The organism is Streptomyces corallincola (assembly GCF_019104725.1).
Lineage (GTDB): Bacteria > Actinomycetota > Actinomycetes > Streptomycetales > Streptomycetaceae > Streptomyces > Streptomyces corallincola.
In genome coordinates, this window is record NZ_JAHRXF010000005.1 from 219895 (window position 1) to 242895 (window position 23001).

The 23001-nt window shown below is 73.1% G+C and carries 19 protein-coding genes; 15 read left to right on the plus strand and 4 right to left on the minus strand.

What is annotated here, in order from left to right; translation table 11 throughout:
• The first annotated feature begins 47 nt into the window (after positions 1-47).
• Genes KUM39_RS06395 through KUM39_RS06420 form a run of 6 tightly spaced genes read left to right on the plus strand, consistent with a single transcriptional unit; the run spans position 48 to position 10745 of the window.
• The gene (locus tag KUM39_RS06395; RefSeq protein WP_217784403.1) at positions 48-1655 is read left to right on the plus strand and encodes a nitroreductase family protein; all 1608 of its coding nucleotides are present in this window, start codon (positions 48-50) and stop codon (positions 1653-1655) included.
• Positions 1656-1674: 19 nt separating this feature from the next.
• Positions 1675-4590 (plus strand): lantibiotic dehydratase, encoded by a 2916-nt coding sequence (locus tag KUM39_RS06400; RefSeq protein WP_308288054.1) that lies wholly within the window; start codon positions 1675-1677, stop codon positions 4588-4590.
• Positions 4587-5681 (plus strand): lantibiotic dehydratase C-terminal domain-containing protein, encoded by a 1095-nt coding sequence (locus KUM39_RS06405; protein ID WP_217784404.1) that lies wholly within the window; start codon positions 4587-4589, stop codon positions 5679-5681. The genes KUM39_RS06400 and KUM39_RS06405 overlap by 4 nt, the downstream gene beginning before the upstream one ends.
• Positions 5678-8026 carry an ATP-binding cassette domain-containing protein gene (locus KUM39_RS28750; protein WP_372455715.1) on the plus strand — a complete coding sequence of 783 codons (2349 nt, stop codon included), beginning with the start codon at positions 5678-5680 and terminating at the stop codon, positions 8024-8026. Before KUM39_RS06405 ends, KUM39_RS28750 begins: the two co-directional genes overlap by 4 nt.
• Positions 8023-8775, plus strand: coding sequence for an ABC transporter permease (locus tag KUM39_RS06415; protein WP_217784405.1), 753 nt, complete (start codon positions 8023-8025; stop codon positions 8773-8775). The genes KUM39_RS28750 and KUM39_RS06415 overlap by 4 nt, the downstream gene beginning before the upstream one ends.
• Positions 8772-10745, plus strand: coding sequence for a TOMM precursor leader peptide-binding protein (locus tag KUM39_RS06420; RefSeq protein ID WP_308288055.1), 1974 nt, complete (start codon positions 8772-8774; stop codon positions 10743-10745). The genes KUM39_RS06415 and KUM39_RS06420 overlap by 4 nt, the downstream gene beginning before the upstream one ends.
• Positions 10746-10850: 105 nt before the next feature.
• Here the strand turns inward: KUM39_RS06420 and KUM39_RS06425 are convergent, their stop codons facing one another.
• Positions 10851-11024 (minus strand): thiazolylpeptide-type bacteriocin, encoded by a 174-nt coding sequence (locus tag KUM39_RS06425; protein ID WP_217784406.1) that lies wholly within the window; start codon positions 11022-11024, stop codon positions 10851-10853.
• 174 nt (positions 11025-11198) lie between these two features.
• Here KUM39_RS06425 and KUM39_RS06430 point away from each other — a divergent pair, with 174 nt between their 5' ends.
• From KUM39_RS06430 to KUM39_RS06440, 3 genes are all read left to right on the plus strand, one after another.
• A complete protein-coding gene (locus tag KUM39_RS06430; protein WP_217784407.1) occupies positions 11199-12509 on the plus strand; it encodes an amidohydrolase in 1311 nt (436 codons plus the stop codon).
• A 154-nt stretch (positions 12510-12663) separates the two neighbouring features.
• On the plus strand, positions 12664-13014 hold the full coding sequence (locus tag KUM39_RS06435) for an STAS domain-containing protein (RefSeq protein ID WP_217784408.1): 351 nt from the start codon (positions 12664-12666) through the stop codon (positions 13012-13014).
• 97 nt (positions 13015-13111) lie between these two features.
• Positions 13112-13570: an ATP-binding protein gene (locus KUM39_RS06440; protein ID WP_217784409.1), complete on the plus strand. Its 459-nt coding sequence runs from the start codon at positions 13112-13114 to the stop codon at positions 13568-13570.
• Between the two features lie 15 nt (positions 13571-13585).
• Here the strand turns inward: KUM39_RS06440 and KUM39_RS06445 are convergent, their stop codons facing one another.
• Positions 13586-13945: an STAS domain-containing protein gene (locus KUM39_RS06445; RefSeq protein ID WP_217784410.1), complete on the minus strand. Its 360-nt coding sequence runs from the start codon at positions 13943-13945 to the stop codon at positions 13586-13588.
• An 839-nt stretch (positions 13946-14784) separates the two neighbouring features.
• Here KUM39_RS06445 and KUM39_RS06450 point away from each other — a divergent pair.
• The 3 genes from KUM39_RS06450 to KUM39_RS06460 are packed head-to-tail and all read left to right on the plus strand — an operon-like array spanning position 14785 to position 17971.
• The gene (locus KUM39_RS06450) at positions 14785-16476 is read left to right on the plus strand and encodes a PP2C family protein-serine/threonine phosphatase (protein WP_372455718.1); all 1692 of its coding nucleotides are present in this window, start codon (positions 14785-14787) and stop codon (positions 16474-16476) included.
• The gene (locus KUM39_RS06455) at positions 16473-17576 is read left to right on the plus strand and encodes a cobalamin B12-binding domain-containing protein (protein ID WP_217784412.1); all 1104 of its coding nucleotides are present in this window, start codon (positions 16473-16475) and stop codon (positions 17574-17576) included. The genes KUM39_RS06450 and KUM39_RS06455 overlap by 4 nt, the downstream gene beginning before the upstream one ends.
• Entirely contained in the window at positions 17573-17971 is a 399-nt protein-coding gene (locus KUM39_RS06460) for an STAS domain-containing protein (protein ID WP_217784413.1), read from the plus strand. The genes KUM39_RS06455 and KUM39_RS06460 overlap by 4 nt, the downstream gene beginning before the upstream one ends.
• A gap of 41 nt (positions 17972-18012) precedes the next feature.
• Here KUM39_RS06460 and KUM39_RS06465 read toward each other — a convergent pair whose 3' ends face one another.
• The gene (locus KUM39_RS06465) at positions 18013-18657 is read right to left on the minus strand and encodes a dihydrofolate reductase family protein (protein WP_217784414.1); all 645 of its coding nucleotides are present in this window, start codon (positions 18655-18657) and stop codon (positions 18013-18015) included.
• A gap of 271 nt (positions 18658-18928) precedes the next feature.
• The gene (locus tag KUM39_RS06470; protein ID WP_504740062.1) at positions 18929-20533 is read right to left on the minus strand and encodes a CehA/McbA family metallohydrolase; all 1605 of its coding nucleotides are present in this window, start codon (positions 20531-20533) and stop codon (positions 18929-18931) included.
• A 378-nt stretch (positions 20534-20911) separates the two neighbouring features.
• On the opposite strand from KUM39_RS06470, the gene KUM39_RS06475 reads away from it, so the two are divergent.
• The 3 genes from KUM39_RS06475 (at position 20912) to KUM39_RS06485 (ending at position 22866) form a co-directional block, all read left to right on the plus strand.
• The gene (locus KUM39_RS06475) at positions 20912-21364 is read left to right on the plus strand and encodes a phospholipase (protein WP_217784416.1); all 453 of its coding nucleotides are present in this window, start codon (positions 20912-20914) and stop codon (positions 21362-21364) included.
• Positions 21365-21662: 298 nt separating this feature from the next.
• Positions 21663-22448 (plus strand): D-Ala-D-Ala carboxypeptidase family metallohydrolase, encoded by a 786-nt coding sequence (locus KUM39_RS28525; protein ID WP_217784417.1) that lies wholly within the window; start codon positions 21663-21665, stop codon positions 22446-22448.
• A 97-nt stretch (positions 22449-22545) separates the two neighbouring features.
• Complete coding sequence (locus tag KUM39_RS06485; protein ID WP_217784418.1) at positions 22546-22866, plus strand: hypothetical protein; 321 nt, start codon at positions 22546-22548, stop codon at positions 22864-22866.
• Positions 22867-23001 lie beyond the last annotated feature (135 nt).

A 23001-nucleotide genomic window follows, 5' to 3' on the forward strand; every position in this document is an offset into this window, starting at 1 on the left:
CGGGACGCCCCAACTCCTCTCCAGCGAAAAGAAGTTAGGGAGTGATCATGGGATACGCCCATGAGTACGCGACCGCGGTGATGCGGCGGGGCCGGATTCCGATGGAACCGGCCGACTTCGTGCCCGACTGGGCCGACCGCCCCCGCAGGGGCAAGCACTTCCCCGGCGCCCCGTCCGTCCCCCTGCCCGACGGCGGCTGCGCGCCCGGCGCCACCCTCGGACGCGGCCTGTTCGGGGAGCCCGGCACCGGCGCCTTCACCCTGCCCCGGCTGGGCGCGATGCTCCGCGACTCCTACGGCCTCACCGGGCGCCGCCTCGCCGTACAGGCCAACACCGACCTCGGCTCGCTGCCGTTCCACGCGCACGCCAACTGGTCGCGCGGCACCGCCTCCGGCGGCGGTCTCTACCCGGTCGGCGTGCACTGGATCAGCGGCCCGAGCGGCCCCCTCACACCGGGCGTCCACTACTACGACACCCCGCGCCACCGCTTCACCCGGCTGCTCTCCGGCGACGTCACCGGCGAGGTCCGCGCCGCCCTCGGAGACCTCGAAATCGCCGCCGGTGCCGATCAGTTCCTCGTCCTGGGTGTCACGTTCTGGCAGAACTCCTTCAAGTACAACAGCTTCTGCTACCACGCCGTCACGATGGACATCGGCGCCCTCTGGCAGACCTGGCGGATGTGGGCCCGCGCGCACGGTCTGGCGCTCGGCACCGCGCTCTGGTTCGACGAGGCCCGACTCGGGCGGCTGCTCGGGCTGGACCCGGCCGAGGACGGGGTGTTCGCGGTCGTACCGCTGCGCTGGGAGGCGCGGCCCGGCGAGGCGACCCCACCCGCCAACTCCGTTGCACAGGAAGCTTTTTGTGCCCGGGTGCGGCGTGTGCCCGACGAGAGGTCCCGCCGTGTGCTCTCCTTCGAGACCCTGCGCCGTATCCATACCGCCACCCTGGAGGGCGCCGCCGACCGGCCCGCCCCCGGCGCCCTCGACCCCGCCCTCGCCCCGCCCGCCGGACCCGGCGCTCGCGTTCCACTGCCCGCGCCCACCGAGTTGGACATGCCGGTACGGCGCGCACTGCGCGAACGGCGCAGCAGCTTCGGCCGATTCACCGCACTTACCCCGCTCGACCCGGCCCAACTCGCCGTGACCCTGGCCGCCGCCGTGGCCGCCGGAACCCTCGACAGCGACACCGAGACCCCCGGCGGCGCCCCCCTCACCCGGCTCTGCGTCTTCGTCAACCACGTCCACGACGTGCCCCCCGGGCTCTACGAGTACGACCGCGACACCGGCGACCTCGTCCTCCTCAAGGCGGGCGACCACGGCGCCTTCCTCCAGCGGAACTACTTCCTCGCCAACTACAACGTCGAGCAGGCCGCCGCCGTACTCGTCCCCACCGCCCGCACGCACGCGGTGCTCGACCAGGTCGGGGACCGGGGATACCGCCTGGTCAACGCGGCCGTCGGCGCCACCGCCCAGGCCGTCTACACCGCCGCCACCGCCGCCGGGACGGCCTGCGGAGTCGCCCTCGGCTTCGACAGCGTCTCCTTCGAGGAGGAACTCGGCCTCGCCGAACGCGGCGAGATCCCCCTGCTGATCATGATGATCGGCGGCGAACGCCCGCACCCCGCCGACTACCGCTACGACATCGTCGCGCCCTGACGAGCGAAAGGGGGAGGGCGTGAGCCCGACCACCACCACCGCCCCGCAGGACACGGGCGCCGCAGACCGACTCGCCCTCCCGCACCGGCGGTTCATGCTGCGCGTCGCCGGACTGCCCCTCGACACCGTGCACGCCCTGCGCGCCCCCGGCACCACCGACTGGGCCGCACGCACCGCCGCCGGTGAGGACGCCCTGCGTGCCCTCGGCGCCCGACTCGGCGACCCGCTCGCGGCGGCGGTCGGCGCCACCGACGACCCCGCGCTGCGCCGACGCCTGCTCGCCCTGCGCCGCCAGGTCTTCAACAACCGCCTGCCCGGCGACCCGGACGCGGCCCGCGCACTCGCCGCCGCACTCGACGGCACCGTGGGGTCCGACCTGGCCGACTGGCTCGACGCCCGCGAACGCTGGGAAGAACTCCGCCGGGCCGGGGACGGCGTCCTCGCCGACGGCTTCGCCCGCACCCGCGCCGCGCTGCGCGCCCTCGCCCGTGACGACCGCCTCCGCCGGGGCCTGCTCCTCGCCTCACCCACCCTGGAGGAACGCCTCGACGCCTTCGCCGCCGACAGCACACCCGCACCGGGCAAGCGGACCCGCAAGATGGAACGCTCACTGCTGTCGTACGTGTACCGGACGGCCTGCAAGACCAGTCCGTTCAGCACGCTGGGGGGAGTGGCGCTCGGAGAGTTCCGGGCCCACCCCGGCACCGGCACCGGCACCCACCCCGACCCCGACCCCCACCCCGACACGCGTACCGACCACGTCCACGACGACTGGACCGGTCACGTCCGCCTCAACGTCGTCGTCCTCAGCCGCCTCGCGGAGCTGATCGCGGCCGACCCGGAGCGCCGCGCCGACCTGCCCGTGACGCTCGCCTCCGGCTGGACCCTGGACGAGGACCGGGTCCGCTACGTCCAGCGGGCGGTCACCGCAGGCGACGACAGCGCGCCCGTCAGCTTCGACGCCGCCCAGGACCGGCTGTTCTTCCTGCGCCGCCAGGGCGCCCTGGACGGCATGCTCGCCCTGCTGCACGACCACGGCGGCACCCTGCGCCACGGCGACCTGGCCCGCTGGCTGGCCGACACCACCGGCGCCGGGGAGGAGGAGGCCGGGCACTACCTCACCGCGCTGCGCGACCTCGGCATCCTCCAACTCCCCTCCCTGGCGACGAGCGTGCACGGCGGAGACCCGCTCCACGCCTTCCAGCGCGCGCTGCACGCCCTGGACCGCCCCTGGGCACGCGCCCTCGCCGCCCGCCTCGACGGCCCCGCCGACGCGCTCGCCCGCTACCCGCACGCGGACGTCCCCGGCCGACGCGCCCTCCTCACCCGACTGCGCGCCGAACTCCTCACCCTGCAAAGCGACGTGGGCGCCGAACACCCCGTCCTCCCGCAGACCCTCGTCTACGAGGACGTGTCCGCCGGAACGGCGAGCGCCGACCTCGCCGAGTGGACGCCGATCACCGCACCCCTCGCCTCCATCGGACGCGTGCTGCCCGGCTTCGACGTGGCCCTGCCCCAACGCCTCACTCTCAAGGGCTTCTTCCTCGCCCGCCACGGCAGGGGCGGACGCTGCGAGGACGTGCTGCGGCTCGTCCACGACTTCCACGAGGACATCTTCCGGCAGTACCTCCAGTTCACCGCCACCAAGGACGACTTCCTGCCCGACGGCAGCCACGCCCCCGAGGAGAACTGGCTCGGCCTCCCGGAGATCACCGCCGTGGACCGCGCCCGCGCGACCCTCACCGACCGGGTGCGGACAGCGTGGTCCGAACTGCCCGAGGAAGCAGAAGAGTTGGTCATCGACGACCGGCTCGTGGACGACGTGGCCGCCGAACTCGCCCCGGCCGTGCCCGCCTTCCAGCCCCACGCCCACTTCCTCCAGCTCGCCCGCCGCGCGGACGGCCCGCTCGCCGTCCTCAACGACTCCTTCGGCGGCCTCTGCTTCCCGTTCACCCGCTTCACCCACTGCTTCGACACAGGCGGAAGCACCGGTGCCCGCCGGACCGCCGACGCCCTCCCGGCCGACGCCCACCGGTCCGACACCGCCCCGTCCGACGCCACCCTCACCACGGCACTCCGCGACCGGCTCCGGCAACTCCTGCCCACAGGCGCCGTGTTCGCGGAGATCACCGCCGGGTCCGCCACCACCAACCTCAACCTGCACGGCCGCCTGACCGACTACGAGATCGTCTGCCCCGGCGAGCACAGCACCGCCCCCGAGGACGCCCGCCTCCACCTGGACGACCTCTACGCCGTGCACGACGCGACCACCGACCGGCTCGCACTCCGCTCCCGCCGCCTCGGCCGCGAGGTCGTCCCCCTCTACCTCGGCTACCTCGTCCCGATGGTGCTGCCCGAGATCCCCCGCACCCTGCTGCTGTTCTCCCCGACCGCCCGCGCCGTCCTCGACGTGTGGCGGGGCGTCCCGGCGGGCCCCGACGACGCGGGCGTCACCCGCCGCCCCCGCGTCCGCCATCACCGGCTCGTCCTCCAGCGCCGCTCCTGGACGGCCGCCGACGGCAGCCTCCCGCTGCGCGCCCCCGGCACCCCGGACGGCGAGTGGTTCCTCGCCTGGCACCGCTGGCGCACCCGGCACGGCCTGCCCGAACAGGTCTTCGCCACCGTCCACCGGCAGACGGCGGACGAGGCGCCGGGCGGCTGGTTCGGCGGCTCCAAACCGCAGTACGTCGATTTCGCCAGCCCCCTGTCACTGACCGCCCTCGAAGCCCTCCTCGCGGGGCACCGCGCCCGCACCGTCTTCGAGGAGATGCTCCCCGGCGAGGACGAACTGCACCTCACCTCCCCGCGCGGCCGACACGTCGCCGAACTCGCCGTCGAAATGCTGCCCGCCCCGGCCGCCCCACCCGCCGCCTCCCTCGCCCCGGCCACCCCGGCCACCCCGCCCGCCCGGACCGAACAGGACCCCGCCCGATGACCGCACCGACCGGCCCCGCGCCCGTACCCACCGCCGAAGCGGCGGCCACACCGGCCGAGCCGGCTCCCGGCGACTGGATCGCCGTCCACGTCTTCTACGCGGCCAGCCCCCGCCCCCTGCTGCTCCAGTGCGTGCGGCCCCTGGTGGACGCGCTCACCCAAGAGGGCCTGATCACCGGGTACTTCTTCATCAACTACTGGCTGGAGGGCCCCCACCTCCGGCTCCGCCTCAAGCCCGCCCGCGCCGCCGACACCGGTGCCGTACGGGACCGGGCGCACACCGCGCTCGCCGCGTTCCTGCGCGAACGCCCCGCGCTGTACGAGGTGAAGGCGGGATTCCTCGCCGAGCTGTACGAGACCCTGTTCACGCTGGAGTACACCGAGGACCAGCGGGCCGAACTCCTCGGCCCGGACGGGCGGATGTCGCTGCGCCCCAACAACACCTTCGAGGACCGGCCCTACGAACCCGAGTACGGCAAGTACGGCGGACCGGCCGGAGTCGCCCTCGCGGAATGGCACTTCCAGCACTCCAGCGACCTCGTCATCGAGGCCGCCCGCACCATGAACCTGCATCTGCGCACCGTGCTGCTCGGACTCTCCGCCCAGCTCATGATGGTCATGGCGGGCACCTTCCTGCCCGACGACGAGGCACTCATGGCCTTCCTCGACCGCTACCACGCCTTCTGGAACAGTGCGTTCAGCGGCACCAACTACACGGCCGACGACGGCTACGACCGCGCGTACACCACGATGGGCGACACCCTCCCGGCCCGCTTCCGGCACATCCGGGACGCCGTCGCCCACGGCGACCACGGCAGCCTCCCCGCCTTCCTGCGCGGCTGGGCCGCACACAGCGTCGAACTCCGCGACCGGGCAGAGGAGTTGGCCCGCGAGGGCGAGCTGACCTTCCGCTCCTGGGACGGCACCCGCGACCTCCACCTCACCGACCCCGCCCAGGTCCTGCCGATGCTGCTCTCGCCGTATCTGCACATGACCAACAACCGGCTCGGCATGACCGTCCGGGACGAGGCGTTCCTCTCCTACGTCCTCGGCCGCGCCCTGCGCGCCGGGGCACCGGAGGCCGCCGGATGACCACGGACGCCTTCCTCGCCGCCCGGCCGCGCGTCCGCCCCGACCTCGTCCAGGGCCCCACCCTGGTGCGCGGCACGGCGCGGATTCATCTGCTGAAGGACCCGCGCACCGGGCGGCGCATGGAGGTCGGCCCCAAGGAACACTTCCTGATCAGCCGCCTGGACGGCACCCGTTCGCTCGCCGAGATCGGACAGGCGTACACGGGGGAGTTCGGCACCCGGCTGGGCGAGCGGCAGTGGGGGCAGCTGCTCGGACTGCTGCACGGCCGGGGTCTGCTCGACGGCGCCCCGGCCGCCCCGGCGGCGCCCGCCGCCGACCCCCCGGCCCGCCCCAACGGCATCCTCGCGGGGCGCACCCGGCTCGTCGCGGACGCCCCCGCGCTCATGGACCGGCTGCACCGCGTCACCGCGCCCGCCCGGCGGCCCCCGGTACTCGTCGCGCTCACCGCCGTGGCCGTGGCACTGCTCGTGGCGGTCACCGCGCAGGCGGGCACGCTGTGGCGACAGACCCAACTGGTGCTGGAGCAACCGGTGCTGCTGCTCGCCGTGGGCTGCGTCCTGTGGTGCTCGCTCGCCCTGCACGAGCTGGCCCACGGGCTGTTCGCCCGCGCGTTCGGCGGGCACGTCAAGGAGATAGGGCTGCGCTGGACGCTCGGTGCCACCTATCTGTACTGCGAGGTAGAGGACGTGCAGTTCCTCGGCAGCCGCGCCCGCAAAGTCGCCACCGCCTGCGCGGGCGCCTTCGTCAACATCCTCTTCCTGCTGCCGTTCTACGCGCTCTGGGCCCTCCTGCCGACCGGCGCCCAGGCCCGCCCCGCGCTCGGCGCCCTCCTGCTGCTCGGCACGGTCGGCGGCCTCGCCAACCTGCTCCCGCTGCCACCCCTCGACGGCTACAAGGCCCTCGGCCACGCCCTCGGCATCACCGAACTGGCCCCCGGCAGCCGCGTGTTCCTCACCGACACCGTGCGCGGACTCCTCCGGCGCGGCCCCGGCATCGCCGCCTACCCACGTCAACTACGGTTCTTCTATGGTGGGTTCGCGCTGCTTACCGCCGTACAGACCGCCGCGCTGCTGCTCCTCGCGGGCTCCGTGCTGCGGGCCGTGCTGCCCGACGGGCGGGCGGCGCTGGCGTGGAGCCTTCCGCCCGCCGCCCTCGCGGCCGTCCTGCTGCTGTGGGCACTCGGGGCGTACGGCCGCACGGCCCGCGCCCGCCGCACCCCGCCCCCGCTCCCGTCCGCGTCCCCCGCGGCGCCCGCACCGGAACCGGCGCACCAGTCCGCGCACCGACCCACCCACCACCCGGCACATCACGTGAGGAAAGGCGAGATGAGCGCACCCGAGAACGGCAGCGAGGCCGAGACGGTCGTCGTGCTGGACGGCATCACCAAGCGGTACGGAGAGGTGACGGCGCTGGACGGCGTCTCCTTCGCCGTGCGCAAGGGCGAGTTCTTCGGCATCCTCGGCCCCAACGGCGCCGGAAAGACCACCCTGGTGGAGATCGTGGAAGGCATGCGCCGACCCGACTCCGGGACAGTGAGCCTGCTCGGCCGGAGTCCCTGGCCGCGCGACCCGGCGCTCCTCGCGCGGATCGGCGTGCAGACCCAGGCATCCGCGTTCTTCGCCCGCCTCACCGCGGGCGAACACCTGCGCACCGTCGCCGCGTTGTACGGCATGGACGCCGCGCCCGCCGCCAGGGCCGCGTTGGAGCGGGTCGGGCTCACCGGCAAGGAGAAGGCCCGTATCGACCACCTGTCCGGCGGGCAGCGGCAGCGCCTCGCCCTCGCCACCGCGCTGCTCAACGAGCCCGAACTGATCTTCCTGGACGAGCCGACCGCCGCCCTCGACCCCGAGGCGCGGCGTGAACTCTGGTCCCTGCTCAGGTCGTTGCGCTCCGAGGGGCGCACCATCATCTGCACCACGCACTACCTGGACGAGGCCGAGGCGCTCTGCGACCGCGTGGCGATCGTCACCGAGGGCCGCCTCGCCGCCCTGGACGCCCCGCGCAGCCTCATCCGCTCGCTCGCCGCCCCCACGCGGCTGCTGCTGCCCGCGTCCCGTATCTCCCCGGAGGCCGCGCTCGCCGTGACCGGCGTGGACCGCGCCACCGTCGAGGGCGACGACCTCGTCATCGAGACGGCCTCCGCCAACCGCGTCCTCACCGGCCTCGGCGACCTCGTGGACATCGACGACATCACCGTGCGCACCGCCACCCTGGAGGACGCGTACCTCGCGCTGACCGGCCACGGGGGCGCTCCCGCCGCCGACAGCGCGCCCGCCCCCACGGGCGGCCTCACCCCCACCGACCGCCCCGCCCCCGCCGCGACCCGAACGGAGCACGACCGTTGAGCGCGTACGCCGCACTGACCAGGGCCACCTATGTCGCCGGCGTGCGCGACAAGACCACCCTGTTCTTCACCTTCGCCTTCCCGCTGGCCTTCCTCGTGCTGTTCGGCCTGATCTTCCAGGGCCAGCAGGTCAAGGGCGGCCTGTCGTCCATCAACTACATCGCGCCGGGCGTGCTCTCCTGGGGGGTGGGCAACGCCTCGGTCTTCTCGGTGGGGTTCGCGCTGATGCAGTGGCGCCGCGACGATCTGCTCCGGCTGATCTGGCGCACCCCGACCCCGTTGCGCACGCTGATCGCCTCCCGCTGGACGGTGGCGGTCGCCGCGGCCCTCGTGCAGACCGTGCTGTTCACCGCCGTCGCCCTGCTCCCCTTCTTCGGGCTCAAGCTGACCGGTCCCTGGTGGGCGGTGCTGCCGCTGCTGGTGCTCGGCGTCACCGCCTTCCTCGCGCTCGGGCTGATCGTCGGCAGCGTCGCCAACACCCCGGAGGCGGTCGCCGCCATCGCCAACATCCTGATGGTGCCGATGGCGTTCCTGTCCGGCTCGTTCTTCCCCGACGACCTCATGCCGGGCTGGCTGCGCACCGTCGCCAAGGTGCTGCCGCTGCACTACCTCAACGACGGTGTCACCGACGCGATGGGCGGACGCGGCGGCCTCGGGGACATCTGGCTGGACTGCGCCGGACTCGCCGTGTTCGCCCTGGTGTTCGGACTGATCGCCGTACGCATCTTCCGCTGGAGCAACCGGCCGTGACGACCACCGCCCCCGTCCCGGTGCGCGCGGCCCCGCTGGAGGCAGCCCGCGCCGACCTCGAAACCCGCCTCGCCGCCCGCGCCGCCCACGCGGGAACACCACCGCCGTCCGTGTCCCGGATGGGGGACACGAACGTACTGGGCGCACCGAACTCGTCCGACGCGGCGGATGAGGTGGCGCCGTCGTCGCTCGCCGGGATTCATCTGACCGCGCAGGCGGTCCTCCTCGGCCCGTGGGGCGGCGGCCCGGACACGGAACCCGCCTGCGGCACCTGCCTCGCCATGCGCCGCCAGCGGCTGCGGACCCGGACCGAGCGGGACGCCCTGGAGACCGGTGCCGAGACCATGACCGCCGGGCGCTGGCCCGCGCTGCCCGACCACACGGTGGACGCCGTCTGGCAGACGCACCGCCTGATCGCCTCCGGCGCCGCCCGCCACACCGCGCCCGGCGCCGACGGCACCCTGCCCCAGGTCACCGAACTCGACCTGGAAACCCTGCGGTTGCGCACCTTCCCGCTGGTCCCCGAGCCGATGTGCCCGCACTGCCGTCCCCCGACCGGGGCCGCCGCACGGCGGGCCGCCGCCGAGGCCACCGTGCCCCCGCTGCGCTCCCGCCCCAAGTCCCGTCCGGACGCCTACCGTTCACGCCGCCCCGCCGACTACGCCCTCCCCGTGAAGGGCCTCGCCAACCCGGTGTGCGGGGTGCTCGGCGGCGGCACCTGGACCGACGTGACCTCACCCACCACGGCGCCGGTCGCGGGCAGCGTCTTCATGCGGGGCTACGCGGGACTCACGGACGTGACCTGGAGCGGCCAGGCCAACTCCTTCGCCCGCAGCCGGAACCTGGCCTGGCTGGAAGGGCTGGAACGGTACGCGGGCACGCACCGCAGACACCGGGCGCCGGTGGTCACCGCCGCGCTGGACGACCTCGGCGACCGCGCCCTGGACCCGCGCGTCTGCGGGCTCTACGCACCCCGTACCTACGCCGGGGACCCGATGGTCCGGCCGTTCGACCCGGCCAGGCCCATTCCCTGGGTCACCGGCTGGTCCCTGCGCGACGAACGCCCCGTCCTCGTCCCCGCCCGGCTCGTCTACTACAGCGCGGGCACCCACGCGGACAACTTCGTCTTCGAATGCTCCAACGGCTGTGCCACGGGCGGGAGTCCGGAGGAGGCGATCCTCTTCGGGCTGCTCGAACTGATCGAGCGGGACGCCTTCCTGCTCGGCTGGTACGGGAACCTGCCGCTGCCCGAGATCGACCTCGCCTCGGTCGGCTCCCCGGAAGTGCGGGCCATGACCGCCCGCGCCGCCCTCCAGGGCTACGACGTGCACGTCTTCGACAACCGGGTGGATCTGCCGCTGCCCGTCGTGACCGGCCTCGCCGTCCGCCGCGACGACGGCCCCGGCACCCTCGCCTTCGCCGCCGGGGCCTCCTTCGACCCCGAGACGGCCGTCGAGTCGGCGCTCTCCGAGATCCTCACGTACATCCCCCACCTGCCCCGCCAGGTGGGGGAGCGGCCCGAGGAACTCAGCCTGATGGCGACGGACTTCGACTTGGTGAAACGACTCCCTGACCACGCGGCGCTGTACGGACTGCCGGTCATGCGCCAACACGCCCGCAGCTATCTGGAGCCGCCCCGCACGGCACCGCTGGCCGAGCTGTTCGGGGCGTGGGAGGGCCAACGGCCGCGTACGACAGATCTGTTGGACGACCTGACCCATCTGCGGGATCTCCTCGCGGGTGCCGGATGCGATGTGATCGCCGTGGACCAGACGACCCCGGAGCAGCGGCGGATGGGACTGCGCACGGTGGCCACGCTGGCACCGGGACTGCTGCCGATCGACTTCGGCTGGTCGCGGCAGCGGGCCCTGCACATGCCCCGGCTGCGGACGGCGCCCTTCCGGGCGGGGCTGACACAAGCACCTTTGCAGGAGGGGGAGTTGAGACGGGTGCCGCACCCCTTCCCCTGACGGGCGGGCGACGCGGCCCGTCGGGGCCGTCCGCGAAAGCCCCCGGAACGTGAGCGCTCCGGGGGCTTCGGCGGACCCGGCACCCGGTGCGGGCGCCGACCGGTGTCAGGCGGTGCAGGAGGTGGTGCTGGTCGTGCTGGAACAGGTGCTCGTGGAGGAGCAGCTGGTGGACGAGCCGAGCATGACCTCGCTGGCGTCCGAGTAGTCGGTGATCTCGAAGGTCTCCGACTCAAGGTCGAGGATCTCCTGGGCGAGGGAGGACAGGGTGCTGTCGGCCATGACGACTCCTTCTGAAGCGGGAACGGGACACCGGGCGGGACAGCCCGGACCGCGGAACCCCCGGCACACACCCCGGCAGCCCCACGGCACCTTCTTTCTACGCGCGTCCGCCCTCACCCCCATGACCGTCCACTGTCACCTCACTGACACGGCCCGAACGAGGAGCTGCCTTCGATGAGTTCGCCCAGGAACGAGGAACCGGCCAGAGCGGGAGGGGAGTTGGGCGAGGCGGCCCTTCTCCCCGCCACCCTCGACCTCTATCTCGACCTCCACCGGCACCCCGAACTCTCCGGCGCCGAGGCCCGCACCGCCGCCACGTTCGCCAACTGGCTGGAGGCGGACGGCTTCCGCGTCCTGCGGGGCGTCGGCGGACACGGCGTCGCCGCCGAACTCCGCAACGGCGACGGCCCCGCCGTCCTGCTGCGTGCCGAACTGGACGCCCTGCCCGTGGCCGAGGCCACCGGCGCCGCGTACGCCAGTACGGCCACCGCACCCGGCCCGGACGGGCGCGCGGTGCCGGTGTCGCACGCGTGCGGCCACGACGTACACCTGGCTTGTGCCGCGGCGGCGGCCCGTCTGCTCGCCGCGCGCCGGGACCGCTGGCGCGGCACGCTGCTCGTCGTCGGCCAGCCCGCCGAGGAGACGTTGAGCGGGGCCGGCGCGCTGCTGGCGGACGGGCTGTACGAGCGGATCACGGTGCCCGGTACGGTCCTCGCCCAGCACACGGCGCCCTTCCCGGCGGGCATGGTCGCGCACGCGGACGGCCCGGTCCTCGCGGCGAGCACCGCGCTCTCGGTGGTATTCGAGGGCGACGGTGGCCATGTGGCCACCGCACACCTCGCGGCCGACCCGCTGCGGGCGGCCGCCGCGTCCGTCCTGCGCCTCGCCGCCCTGTCCCGCCCCGGCGGCCCGTACGTCACCGCCTCCGCGCTGCACACCGGGGACGGCGATCCGGCCGCGAACGTGATCCCGACGCGTGCCGAACTCCGTGTGTCCGTAAGGGCGTTCTCGGAGTCGGCGGTGCGCGGGGCGACGGCGGCCGTCGAACGAGCGGTGCGCGCGGAGGCCGCCTCCGCCGCCGTACCGCCCCGCGTCACCCTCACCGTGCTGTCCCGCTCCGGCGTCACCCGGTCCGACCCGGACACCGCGGAGGCCGTCCGCGCCGCCCACCGGGCGAGCTTCGGCCCGGCCCGTGTCACCGGCTGGCCCGGCTCGGCGGCCACCGAGGACTTCCCCCTCCTCACCGGCGCCGGTGCCCCCCTGCACGGCCACCCCGGCATCCGGGGCGCCTACTGGATGCTCGGCGCGACCGGCCCCGCCCAGTGGTCCGCCGCCCCCGGCGCCGACCCCGCCGCCAAACTGGCCACCCTCCCCACCAACCACTCCCCGCGTTTCCTCCCCGACCCCCGTCTCACGCTGGGCACGGGCACGGCGGCGATGGCGGCGGCGGCCCTGGCCTGCCTGGCCCGAACGCCCGCCACCTGAGCCCGGTTGCCCGGCCCCGTCCACCCGGCCCCGTCCCGGCACCTCCACCGCCCTCGCGCCCGTCCCCCGGCGGGCAGGCCCATGAACCCGCCCCACGCATGACCCGAGTGAGTCCGGGCACGAGGAGATTTCACGGTTTGAAATAATGGGGACCATGACCGAGATGGTGGTGAGCCGGGCGGTCGTCGGCGGGGTGTGCGTCGTACGACTGCGCGGAGAAGTCGAGGCCGGCGAGGACGGCGGGGGACTGGCGGCTGCGCTGGTGCCCGGAGGCCGTGCGACCGTGGTCGATCTGTCGGACGTCTCATTCGCGGACTCCTCGCTGCTGCACGAACTCCTGCACGCCCAGCGGCTGCACACGGCGGCGGGGCTGCCGCTGGTGCTGGCCGCGCCCAGCCCGCCGGTCGCGCGGCTGCTGGACATCACGAACACCTTCGACGCGTTCGCGGTGGCCGCCACCCCGGAGGAGGGCCTGCGCCGGGCGGCCGAGTCCGCGCGCCGGTGACACCTTCACGGAAGTCACTGTGTGCGACGCGGGGCTCCGGGCAGGCGAATGGTGTGGACGAATGGCGTCGGGTCCCGTACAGGGGGAGGAGGCGACGATGACGACGGAAGAAGAACCACGGGCGGACACCGGTCGCCGGGTCACCCCGGCAGAGGCCCGCGACGAGGTGCGTACGCTGCTGACCGCCCACTTCGACAGCCGTCGTGAGGGCGCGGGAGGCACAGGGGCGCGGGTGGACACGGGCGCGGATGCGGACGTGGACACGGAGGGTGTCGCGGACACCGTCATCACCGACGCCCTTCTCGTCACCACCGAACTGATCACCAACGCCGACCGGCACGGCGGCGGCCTGACCGGCTTCCGGGCGACCGCCCACGACGGCGCCCTGCACCTCGCGGTCAGCGACCGCTCCTTGGAAGCGCCCGAGCTGCGCCCCAACGACCTTTCCACCCTGGGCGGGTTCGGCTGGCCACTGGTTCACCGGCTGTGCGACAAGGTGTGCGTCGAGCCTCGGGACGACGGCAAGACCATCACGGTGACGATCCTGCTCGGGTGAACCCGGTGGCCGCGCTCACAGTGCCGTGAAGGTGAAGTACGTCCGCGTGCCCGTCACGTCGAAGAGGCGCCGTACGATCGCGTGACCGGGTTCTCCGACCAGCATCCGCATTCCGTGCGCCTGTTGATGACGCTGGAGTTCCAGCAGCAGATGCAGCAGCGTGGAGTCCGCGAATTCCAGTCGCCGCAGATCCACCACGATCTCCGGCGGCGTCCCCGCGGTGAGCCGGTCGAGCCCCGCCCGCAGCGCCTGTTCGTCGTGCCATTCCACCCGCCCGTCCAGACGTACGAGGCGACGCGCACCGCCCTCGTTCACCCGCACCTCGAACGACGGTTTCCGCTGTTCCCGGTCCGTGCCGGGCTGGGCGGGAATCATGGGACTCCTGCCGTGTCCACGTATTCCCCCGTGGCGGTGGGCCTGCCGTGGGAATCCCGGTCGCCGTCCCGGATATCGCCGGGGTGGAGAGAGACGGCTCCGCCGGGGTGGAGAGAGAGGGCCACGCCGGGGAACGGCCGCGCTGATATTCGCCGCCCGCCGTCGCGCCGCGCCTCCGCCGTCCTACGGTCCGCCGCTCGCCGCATGCCGTCTCCCAGCTCCTTGTTTCCCACGCCGCCCGCCTTCCGTCCCTCGGGACGCTGTTCCCCGGGGGAGCCGTCGGCTCCCTCCTCCGGGATCGCTCCGGCGATCCGGGCCGGTGCATCTCGCCGCGTACCCCTCACCGTCCGCTGTCAAAGTCACTCGATGGAGGTAATCGCCGGTCAATTGGGCAGAGCCTCACGTTGGGTTGTGCCGGGGCCGGTCTGCCCGAGGCGTCCGACGAAAAGCGGAGCACTGTATTTCCGTTCCGGGGAACGCGGCGCCGGATATTCATCCCTTCGAGTGATGAGGCTCCGGTGTACTCCTCGGAAAACCGGCCGAGTTCTCCTTTCATGACCGGGAGTTCCTTGCCCCGCACAGCAACTGAGGAGTTATCCACAGGGGTTGCAGCACCGACAGACGATGGGGGACGGTGACCGCACGACATTTCGACACCGGTCGCAGAAAGGTGGTGAGGTGCGCTCGGCGCGTGCCCGAATGTGTCTGCATACCCCAGTTCCCCGGCTTCCTCGGGCCGTTCACCCGGCGCGGACCTCGCCGCGTCCGCCTCGGGGCCGCCCGCGTCCGCCGCAGGGCTGCCCGCCCCCACCGGAAGGGTGCCCGCACCCGCCGACGGGCTGTCCGCGCCCGCCGAAAGGCTCCGCTCGCCCGACGCCGACCGCCGTGTCGGTGAGACCTGGACCGAGGCTCCCCACCCCGTACTGGTCGTGGACCGGCACGGCGGTCTGCTGAGGATCAACGAGGCCGCCCGGCACCTCCTGCCCGCCGCCGTCAGCGGAGACTGGCTGCACGAGCGGGTGCCCGCCTGGCTCGCCGACGCCCATCAGCGCATCAGCGACGGACTGCGCCGCACCTCCGCCGGACCCCTGACCGGAATCATCAACGACCGTCTCTTCGAGGCCCATCCCACCGAGGCCGGTGACGGCGACGTGGTGTGGTGGCTGGCCGACGAGACCGAACGACGCGAGGCCGAGACAGCCCTCGGCAACGCACAACGCCGCTCCGAGATCCTCTCCGAGGTCTCCAGCGCCCTGCTGTCCACGCTGAACGTACCGCGCTGCATGGAGGTGGCCGCGTCGATGGCCGCGGAACATCTCGCCGAGGCGGCGGTACTCGTCGCGCCTCCACAGGGGCGGCGTTACGCCCTCACCTACGCCCGCCAGGGCGGCCCCACCACCCAGGTCACCCGGCGCGTGGACATCTCCGGCGTGCCCGGACTCAGCGAGGCGCTCCAGGGCTTCCCGCCCGTCCCGGCCCGCTGGATCAACCCCGACGACATCCCCGACTGGGTGATACCGCATGATTTCGCCGCCCCCGTCGGCTCCGTCATCGTCGCCCCGCTCCCCGGTCACGGTGTGCCCGCCGGGGCGCTCATCCTGCTGCGCTCCAGCACCGAGCGGGCGTTCACCGAGGGCGAGGAGATCTTCGCCCGGCTCTTCGCCGCGCGCGCCGGAGCCGCCCTCTCCGCCGCCCGCCTCTACAGCGAACAGGCCGCCATCACCGCCACCCTGATGCGCGAACTGCTCCCGCCGAAACTCGGCTCCGTGCACGGCGTGGAGTACGGCGGCGGCTACCGCGCGGCCAAGGAGCAGGAACGTGTCGGCGGCGACTTCTACGACGTACACCCCGGAGCGGACACCACCGAGGAGACCCTCGTCGTGCTCGGGGACGTGGCGGGCAAGGGGCTCGAAGCCGCCGTGCTCACCGGCAAGATCCGCAACACGCTGCACGCGCTGCTGCCGCTCGCCGGTGACCACCAGCACCTGCTCGACCTGCTCAACAGCGCCCTGCTCACCTCCCACCACACCCGCTTCGTCACCCTGGTCCTGGCCTCCGTACGCCGTCACGCCGGACGCGTCCGGATACGGCTGACCAGCGCGGGCCACCCCGCTCCGCTCGTCGTCCGCGCCGACGGCAGCGTCACCGAAGTACCCGCGCGCGGCAGCCTGGTGGGCGTGCTGCCGCGGGTGAAGGCCACCACCGTCGAGGTCGTCCTCGCCCCCGGCGAGAGCTGCCTGCTGTACACCGACGGCATCACCGAGGCGCGCGGCGGCCCGCTCGGCGACGAACTCTTCGGTGAGCGGCGGCTGCGACGCGCCCTCGCGGACTGCGCGGGCATGCCCGCCGAAGCGGTCGTCGAGCGGGTGCAGATGCTGGTCGGCCAGTGGCTCGGCCCGGCCCGGCACGACGACATGGCCACCGTCGCCATCACCGCCCCCCGCTCCGCCCCGGCCGTCGTCGCGGGCGGACACCCACGGGGACGGACCCGGCCGCGCAGCCGGGGACAGGACAGCAGGAGGACACCGTGAAACAACCCAGCACACCGGACCCGGAACCGGTGCGGGACCCGGACCCGCTTCCGGAACGGCTGTGGCACGCCGTCGCGGACGGCGATGAGGAGCGGGCCGTGGAGCTCGTCCACGGCGCGCTGGAGGCGGGCGTCACCGAGGAGACCCTGCTGCTCGACATCATCGCCCCCGTGCAGGAACGCGTCGGTGCGGAATGGGCCGCCGACCGCATCAGCGTCGCCCAGGAGCACGCCGCCACCGCCATCAACGAGCGGGTCATCGCCTCCCTCGCGCACCGCCGCCCGCACACCCGGCGCCGCGCCCCGCACCGGGGGCGCGTCACCGTCGGCTGCGTGGACGGCGAATGGCACGCCTTCCCGGCCCGGCTCGTCGCGGAGACGCTACGGCTGCGCGGCTGGCGGGTGGACTACCTCGGCGCGCAGACCCCGACCCCGCACCTCGTCGCCCATCTGCACCGCACCGACCCGGCCGCCGTCCTGCTGTCCGGTTCGATCCCCACCCACCTGCCCACCGCGCACGCGGCGATCACCGCCTGCCAGGCCATCGGCATCCCGGTCCTCGCGGGCGGGCGCGCCTTCGGACCCGACGGCCGGTACGCCCGCGCGCTCGGTGCCGACGAACACGCCCCCGACGCGCGTGGCGCGGCGGCCGTCCTGGAGGCGGGCCTGCCCCGGCCGCGCCCTGCCGCGATCCGCCAGGCGTCCGAGGACCTGCCCCACCTGGCCGACCAGGAGTACACGATGGTCGTCCAGACCCGCCCCCAACTGGTCAAACAGACCCTGGCCGACCTAGAGGCCCGCTTCCCCGCGATGCGTGGCTACGACGACGCGCAGCGCGAACGCACCGCCGAGGACCTCGCGCACATCGTGGACTTCCTCGGTACCGCGCTCTACCTGGACGACCCGGAGGTCTTCACCGGCTTCCTCACCTGGACCGCCGGAATCCTGGCCGCCCGGAACGTGCCCGCCCACTCCCTCGTCACCGGCCTCGACGTCCTCTCCGGCCTGCTGCGCGACTTCCCCCGCACCGTGGGAATGCTCCGGGCCGGGACCGCCGCACTGGGCTCCCGCCCCTTCACCGGCCCCGACACCCGCGCATGACGAACAAGACACCCGCCGAGTTCACCCTGATCATCTTCCCCGAGCCCACCACCCTCACCGTGCGCATCTCGGGCGAACTCGACTACGACACCAGCGAGGACTTCGTCCACGTCGTGGTGAGGCATCTCGCCGAACACCCCCGGCCGCACGACGTCCACCTCGACTTCCACGAACTCACCTGGATCGACTCCACCGGCCTCTCGGCCCTGCTGATGATCCACCGCCACACCCGCGCCGCCGACGCCACCCTCCATCTCGACAACCGCCCCCCGGTCCTCGACCGCATCCTTCTCGTCACCAACGTCCTGGACCACCTGACCACCCCCCACCACACCCGGGCCCACCCGTCCGGCCGGCCCGCGAACGACGACATCACGGGCACGGGCTCCTTCTGAACGCACCATGTGGATAAGGCGGTTGGGGCGGATGAGGGCGTCTACTTCCGCCAGTACAGGTGGTGGGTGACCCCGCTCGGGCTCGGTACGACGTCACGGTGGAAGCGGTCGAGGAGGTCGTCGGGGGAGTTCCAGAGGCGCAGACCTGTGCCGATCCTGAAGGGGGAGACGGCGATGTGGAGGGTGTCCACGAGGTCCGCTTCGAGAAACTGGCGGACGGTGGTGACCCCGCCGCCGAGGCGAACGTCCTTGCCCTGAGCGGCTGTTCGGGCCTGCTCCAGTACGGAGGCGGGGTCACCGGAGACGAAGTGGAACGTGGTGTCCGAGAGGGTGAGGGACGGACGGGCGTGGTGGGTCAGGACGAACACCGGTGTGTGGAACGGCGGTTCGTCGCCCCACCAGCCCTGCCACTCCTCGTCCTGCCACGGCCCGCGCAGCGGACCGAACTTGTTCCGGCCCATGATCTCCGCGCCGATGTGGTGCGAGAAGTCCCGGACCAGGAAGTCGTCCAGCCCCCGGCTGCCGCCCCCGTCGGTCCGGCCGGGCCAGCTCGCCGTGTCCCGGCACCACGCGAACATCCGCTCCGGATCGACGTGCCCGAACGGGCGCTCCAGACTCTGGTCCGCCCCCGCGGCGACCCCGTCCGCGGAGACGTTGAAGTTCTGCACCTTCAGCAGCTGCGCCACGCCGACCGTCCTTCTGTGCGATGAGCGGCCGGGGAGGGGCTCCCCGGCCGGGTGCACTCATCGTCCCTCCGGCGCCGGGTGCCCACCACCGCGTTCACCCGAACAGGACGGGACTGCGCCGGTCGGGACTGCGCCGGTCGGGGCGGCGCGGGTCGGCACAGGGCGGCGCGGGTCGGCACAGGGCGGCACCGGGCAGCCCCGCGCGGTCGGGAGGGCGCCGGTCGGGGCCGTGGGCGGGCCAGGGGTGTCCGGGCCCGCCCACGGCCGACGCTCAGCCCTTCGTCCCCTTCAGGAACACCGGGTTGGTCAGCGCGGCCATCGGGCCGAACAGCAGCGCGTCGCCCATCGTGTTGCCCTGCCCGGCGGACCCGTCCGCCATCGGGTGCCGTACCTCGGCACGGACGTAGGAGGCGAGGGAGGCGGTCGTACGCCACACCACGGTCCCCTCACCGGCGGCGCCCAGCGACTCCTGGTGCATCTGCCCCTCGTCGGTGATGAACCGGACGGTGCCGTTCGGGACGCCCTTCACATCGAGGCGGACATCCACCGGCGCGTCGGCCGGGACCTTCAGCGTCTCACCGATCCCGGCCTGCCGGGCGTGCCCGCTCACCGTGAACGTGAGCTGTACGGCGGACGACTCCGCGATCCAGCTGCGCCCGGCGCGGATGCCGTCCATCACGGACTCGGTGCTGAGGTCGTCCGCGAGGACCACATTGTGCGGCAGCCCGATGACCTGCGGCTCGCTGTGCGCGTCACTGTTGCCCATCGCCGGGACCCATGTGCCGCCCGACCGCACGGCCTCACCGATCTTCTGGTCCCAGGTGCTGATCGCGTGCTCGTCGTCGTACGTCCACGGACCCGTCCACACCTCGGTGGCGTCCGCGTCGTCGAAACCGAACTTCCACTGGCTCGCTACGTAGGCGCAGTACATGTGGGCCGGCACCACGATCCCGCCCCCGCGCCGCACCTGCCGCGCGAACCGGGGAAAGGCGTCGTCGCGCGTGCGGTAACGCCAGTCGATCCAGTCACCGGCGGGCAGCCCGAGGGCCAGCCAGTGCCCGTTGCGGGTGGTGACCTCCTCACCGGTGATGATCAGCAGGTCCGGACCCGCGTGGTCGCCCCACACCCCGTGCGAGGCGGACGTGTTGTGGTCGGTGGACACCATGAAGTCCAGCCCGGCCGCCCGCGCCCCGGCCGCCACCTCGGCGGGCTGTCGCTTCCCGTCGGAGTGCACGGTGTGCAGGTGGCAGTCGCCCCGGTACCAGGCCCGGCCCCGCCCCTTCGCCCGGCGCGGCGGGAAGTTGCGCGGCGCGGCCGGACCGTCCTCGCCGTACGTGAGGGTGACCGTCACCTGGTAATTCAGGCCCTGCGGCGCTACCTGGTACGGACCGAGCACGACGTGCCAGGTCCCGTGCCCCACCGGACCGGGCAGATAACCGGGCGTGGCCGCGTCGTTCGCGATCTCGAACGACGTACGGAACCCGCCCGACCAGCCACGGAACCCGCGCCCGCCCAGCGCGGTGCCCCGCTCGTCGAAGACACCGATGTCACAGGAGTTGCCCGGCGTGCCCGCCGGGACGGACGGCTTGTCGTACGCGTACGACACCGCGATCTTCCGCACCCCGCGCGGCACCTCGACCGGCAGATACACGAAGTCCGCCACACCGGTGTCCAGATGCCCGCTGATGACACGAGTCACCTCGCCGGTGCCGGAAGCGGCCCCGCCGGAAGCGGCCGTGCCGGAAGCGCCCGCGGCCGTCCCGGCCGCACCCCCGGCACCCGCAGCGCCGTCCGCCGCCCGCGCGAACGACACCGGAGCCAGCGTCAGGGCCGCCGCACCGGCGATGCCCCCGGCCAGCAGGCGGCGGCGGTCCACCCCGCTCCGGGACGCGTCGGCGGCGGGTACGGCCTCGGGAGGCAGCACATCGGCATGGTGTTCGCAGTGTCCGTCATGGCACATGGTGGTTCCTCAGCAAGGGGAGAGAAGGACGCGGGGGGCGGTCCGGACTCTCGGCCGAGTGCGTGAACAACGCATGAGCCTCGCGTGGCGGGCGGCGCAACAGCCAGTGCCGCGCCACTGTCTTTCCGGCATCCTCACAAGCGGCGCCGGACGTTCATCTGTCCACGCTCCCGACTGCCAAGATTTTTCTACTCGTTGGTCACCGGGGCTGTACAAGCGCCACGGGCGTACCAATCATCTTGTCATGAACCTGCGACCCGACCGGCGGGACGCAGCCCTTCTCGGAGGAATGGCATGAACCGCAAGCTGTCCGTCGGTATCGCCGCGTCGGCCCTCGCACTCGTCACCGCCGTCGGCACCGCCACCGCCGCCTCGGCGGCGCCCGCCGACAAGGCGCAGGTGCTCTCCAGCTGGACCCAGACCAGCGCCTCCAGCTACAACACCTGGGCCGCCGCCCGCGCCAACCAGGCCGCCTGGTCCTCCTACGCCTTCGACTGGTCCACGGACTACTGCTCCTCCTCGCCGGACAACCCCTTCGGCTTCCCCTTCGCCATGTCCTGCGCCCGCCACGACTTCGGCTACCGCAACTACAAGGCCGCGGGCAGCTTCGACGCCAACAAGTCCCGCCTGGACAGCATGTTGTACGAGGACCTCAAGCGCGTCTGCAACAACTACAGCGGCGCCACCAAGTCTTCGTGCAACGGCACCGCGTGGACCTACTACCAGGCGGTCAAGGCGTTCGGCTGAGCCGCGGCCTGCTGAGGCGCGGAGGGCTGGGGTCGGGCGACGCGCGTAGACGACAGCCCGCCGCCCACCCTGCTCTCCGGAGCCCCGAACTCATCTGTCACGTAAGGCACTTCACCGTCCGGCGCTGAACCGCCACCCCGCACTTGCCCCGACTCCACCTCGCCACCCCGCGCTTCATCCCAACCCCGCCTCACCACCCCGCGCTTCACCCCAACCCCGCCTCGCCACGCCGCACTTCGCCGCCTCGCACCTCCCGCCCCCACGCTCGGACCCGCCCGAGAACCGAGGAGAAGCCCCCATGACGACGCGCGTCACCCCGCAGAGCACCCCCGGCCCGAGCCGCCGCGCCTTCCTGCGCGGTGCGGCGGGCACCACGGCCGCCGCCGGACTCGCGCTCACCGCGGGTGTCGGCCTGGCCACCCCCGCCGCCGCCTACGGCTGGAGCCGCACCCTCCAACAGGGCATGAGCGGTGCGGATGTGACGGAGCTTCAGATCAGAGTCGGCGGCTGGGCCGCCTCCAGTGCTTCGCGTACGTACGTCGCCTGGGACGGCTCGTTCGGCCCGGCCACCGCCGACGCGGTCAGGCGCTTCCAGTCCGCGTACGGCCTCACCGCGGACGGCGTCGCCGGACCGGCGACCCACAACGTCCTCAACAGCCTGGAGAGCGGCGACGGTTCGACCGCGCACTTCGAGTTCGGCGAGTTCCAGTCGAAGGACGGCACCGGGTTCGGCGGCGGCAGGGTCGGCGCGAGCGAGGTCAAGGAGAACATCCGCCGCCTGATGTACAAGCTGGAGGCCGTCCGCAAGAAGGCCGGGAACAGCGCGATCACCATCAACTCCGGCTTCCGCAGCGTCGCGCACAACTCCTCGGTCGGCGGCGCCTCCAACAGCATGCACGTGTACGGCACCGCCGCCGACATCGTCGTCGCCGGACACAGCACCCTCCAGACGTACCGGATCGCCGAGACCTGCGGGTTCTCCGGCCTGGAGGCGTACACGCACTCCTGGCAGCACTGCGACAGCCGCGTGCAGTACCCGTCCTACGGCTCGGGTTCCTGGTGGTGGGAGAGCGGCACCGTCTGACCGGCACGCCCCCCGCCCCGGCACCCCGCGCCCGGACCCGCCACCTCCACCCCAGCCCCGTACAACTCCCCTTCCCCACACCGGAGTCGAGACGACCGTGAAGTCATCGAAGCTGACCCGGACCCTCGCCATCACGGCCGCCGCGCTCGCGGCGGTCACGGTGCAGCAGTCCACCGCCCGCGCCGACGTCCCCCCGGAGCACGCGATCATCGTGTGCCAGACGGCGAGCTTCTACGCCAACTACGACAGCGCCTCAGGACCCACCGGACTCGTCCGCACCCTCACCTACGGCAAGAAGGTCGGCCACACGCGGGGCGCCCACCCCATCTACAACGGCTGGGCCGCCACCTTCGACTTCGGCCCCAACGACTGGGGTTACGTCCGCAACGAGTGCATCGGCGGCTACGACTCCTGGTAGGAGTGCGCCCCGCGTCTCCGCGTCTCGGCCTCCGCGCCGCGCGTCCCGCGCCCGGCGCCTCCGACCCCTGGCCTCTGCGGCTCCCGGTGAGCCGCGTACGACCACCCCACCGGGCGACCTCAGCGAAAGGACCCC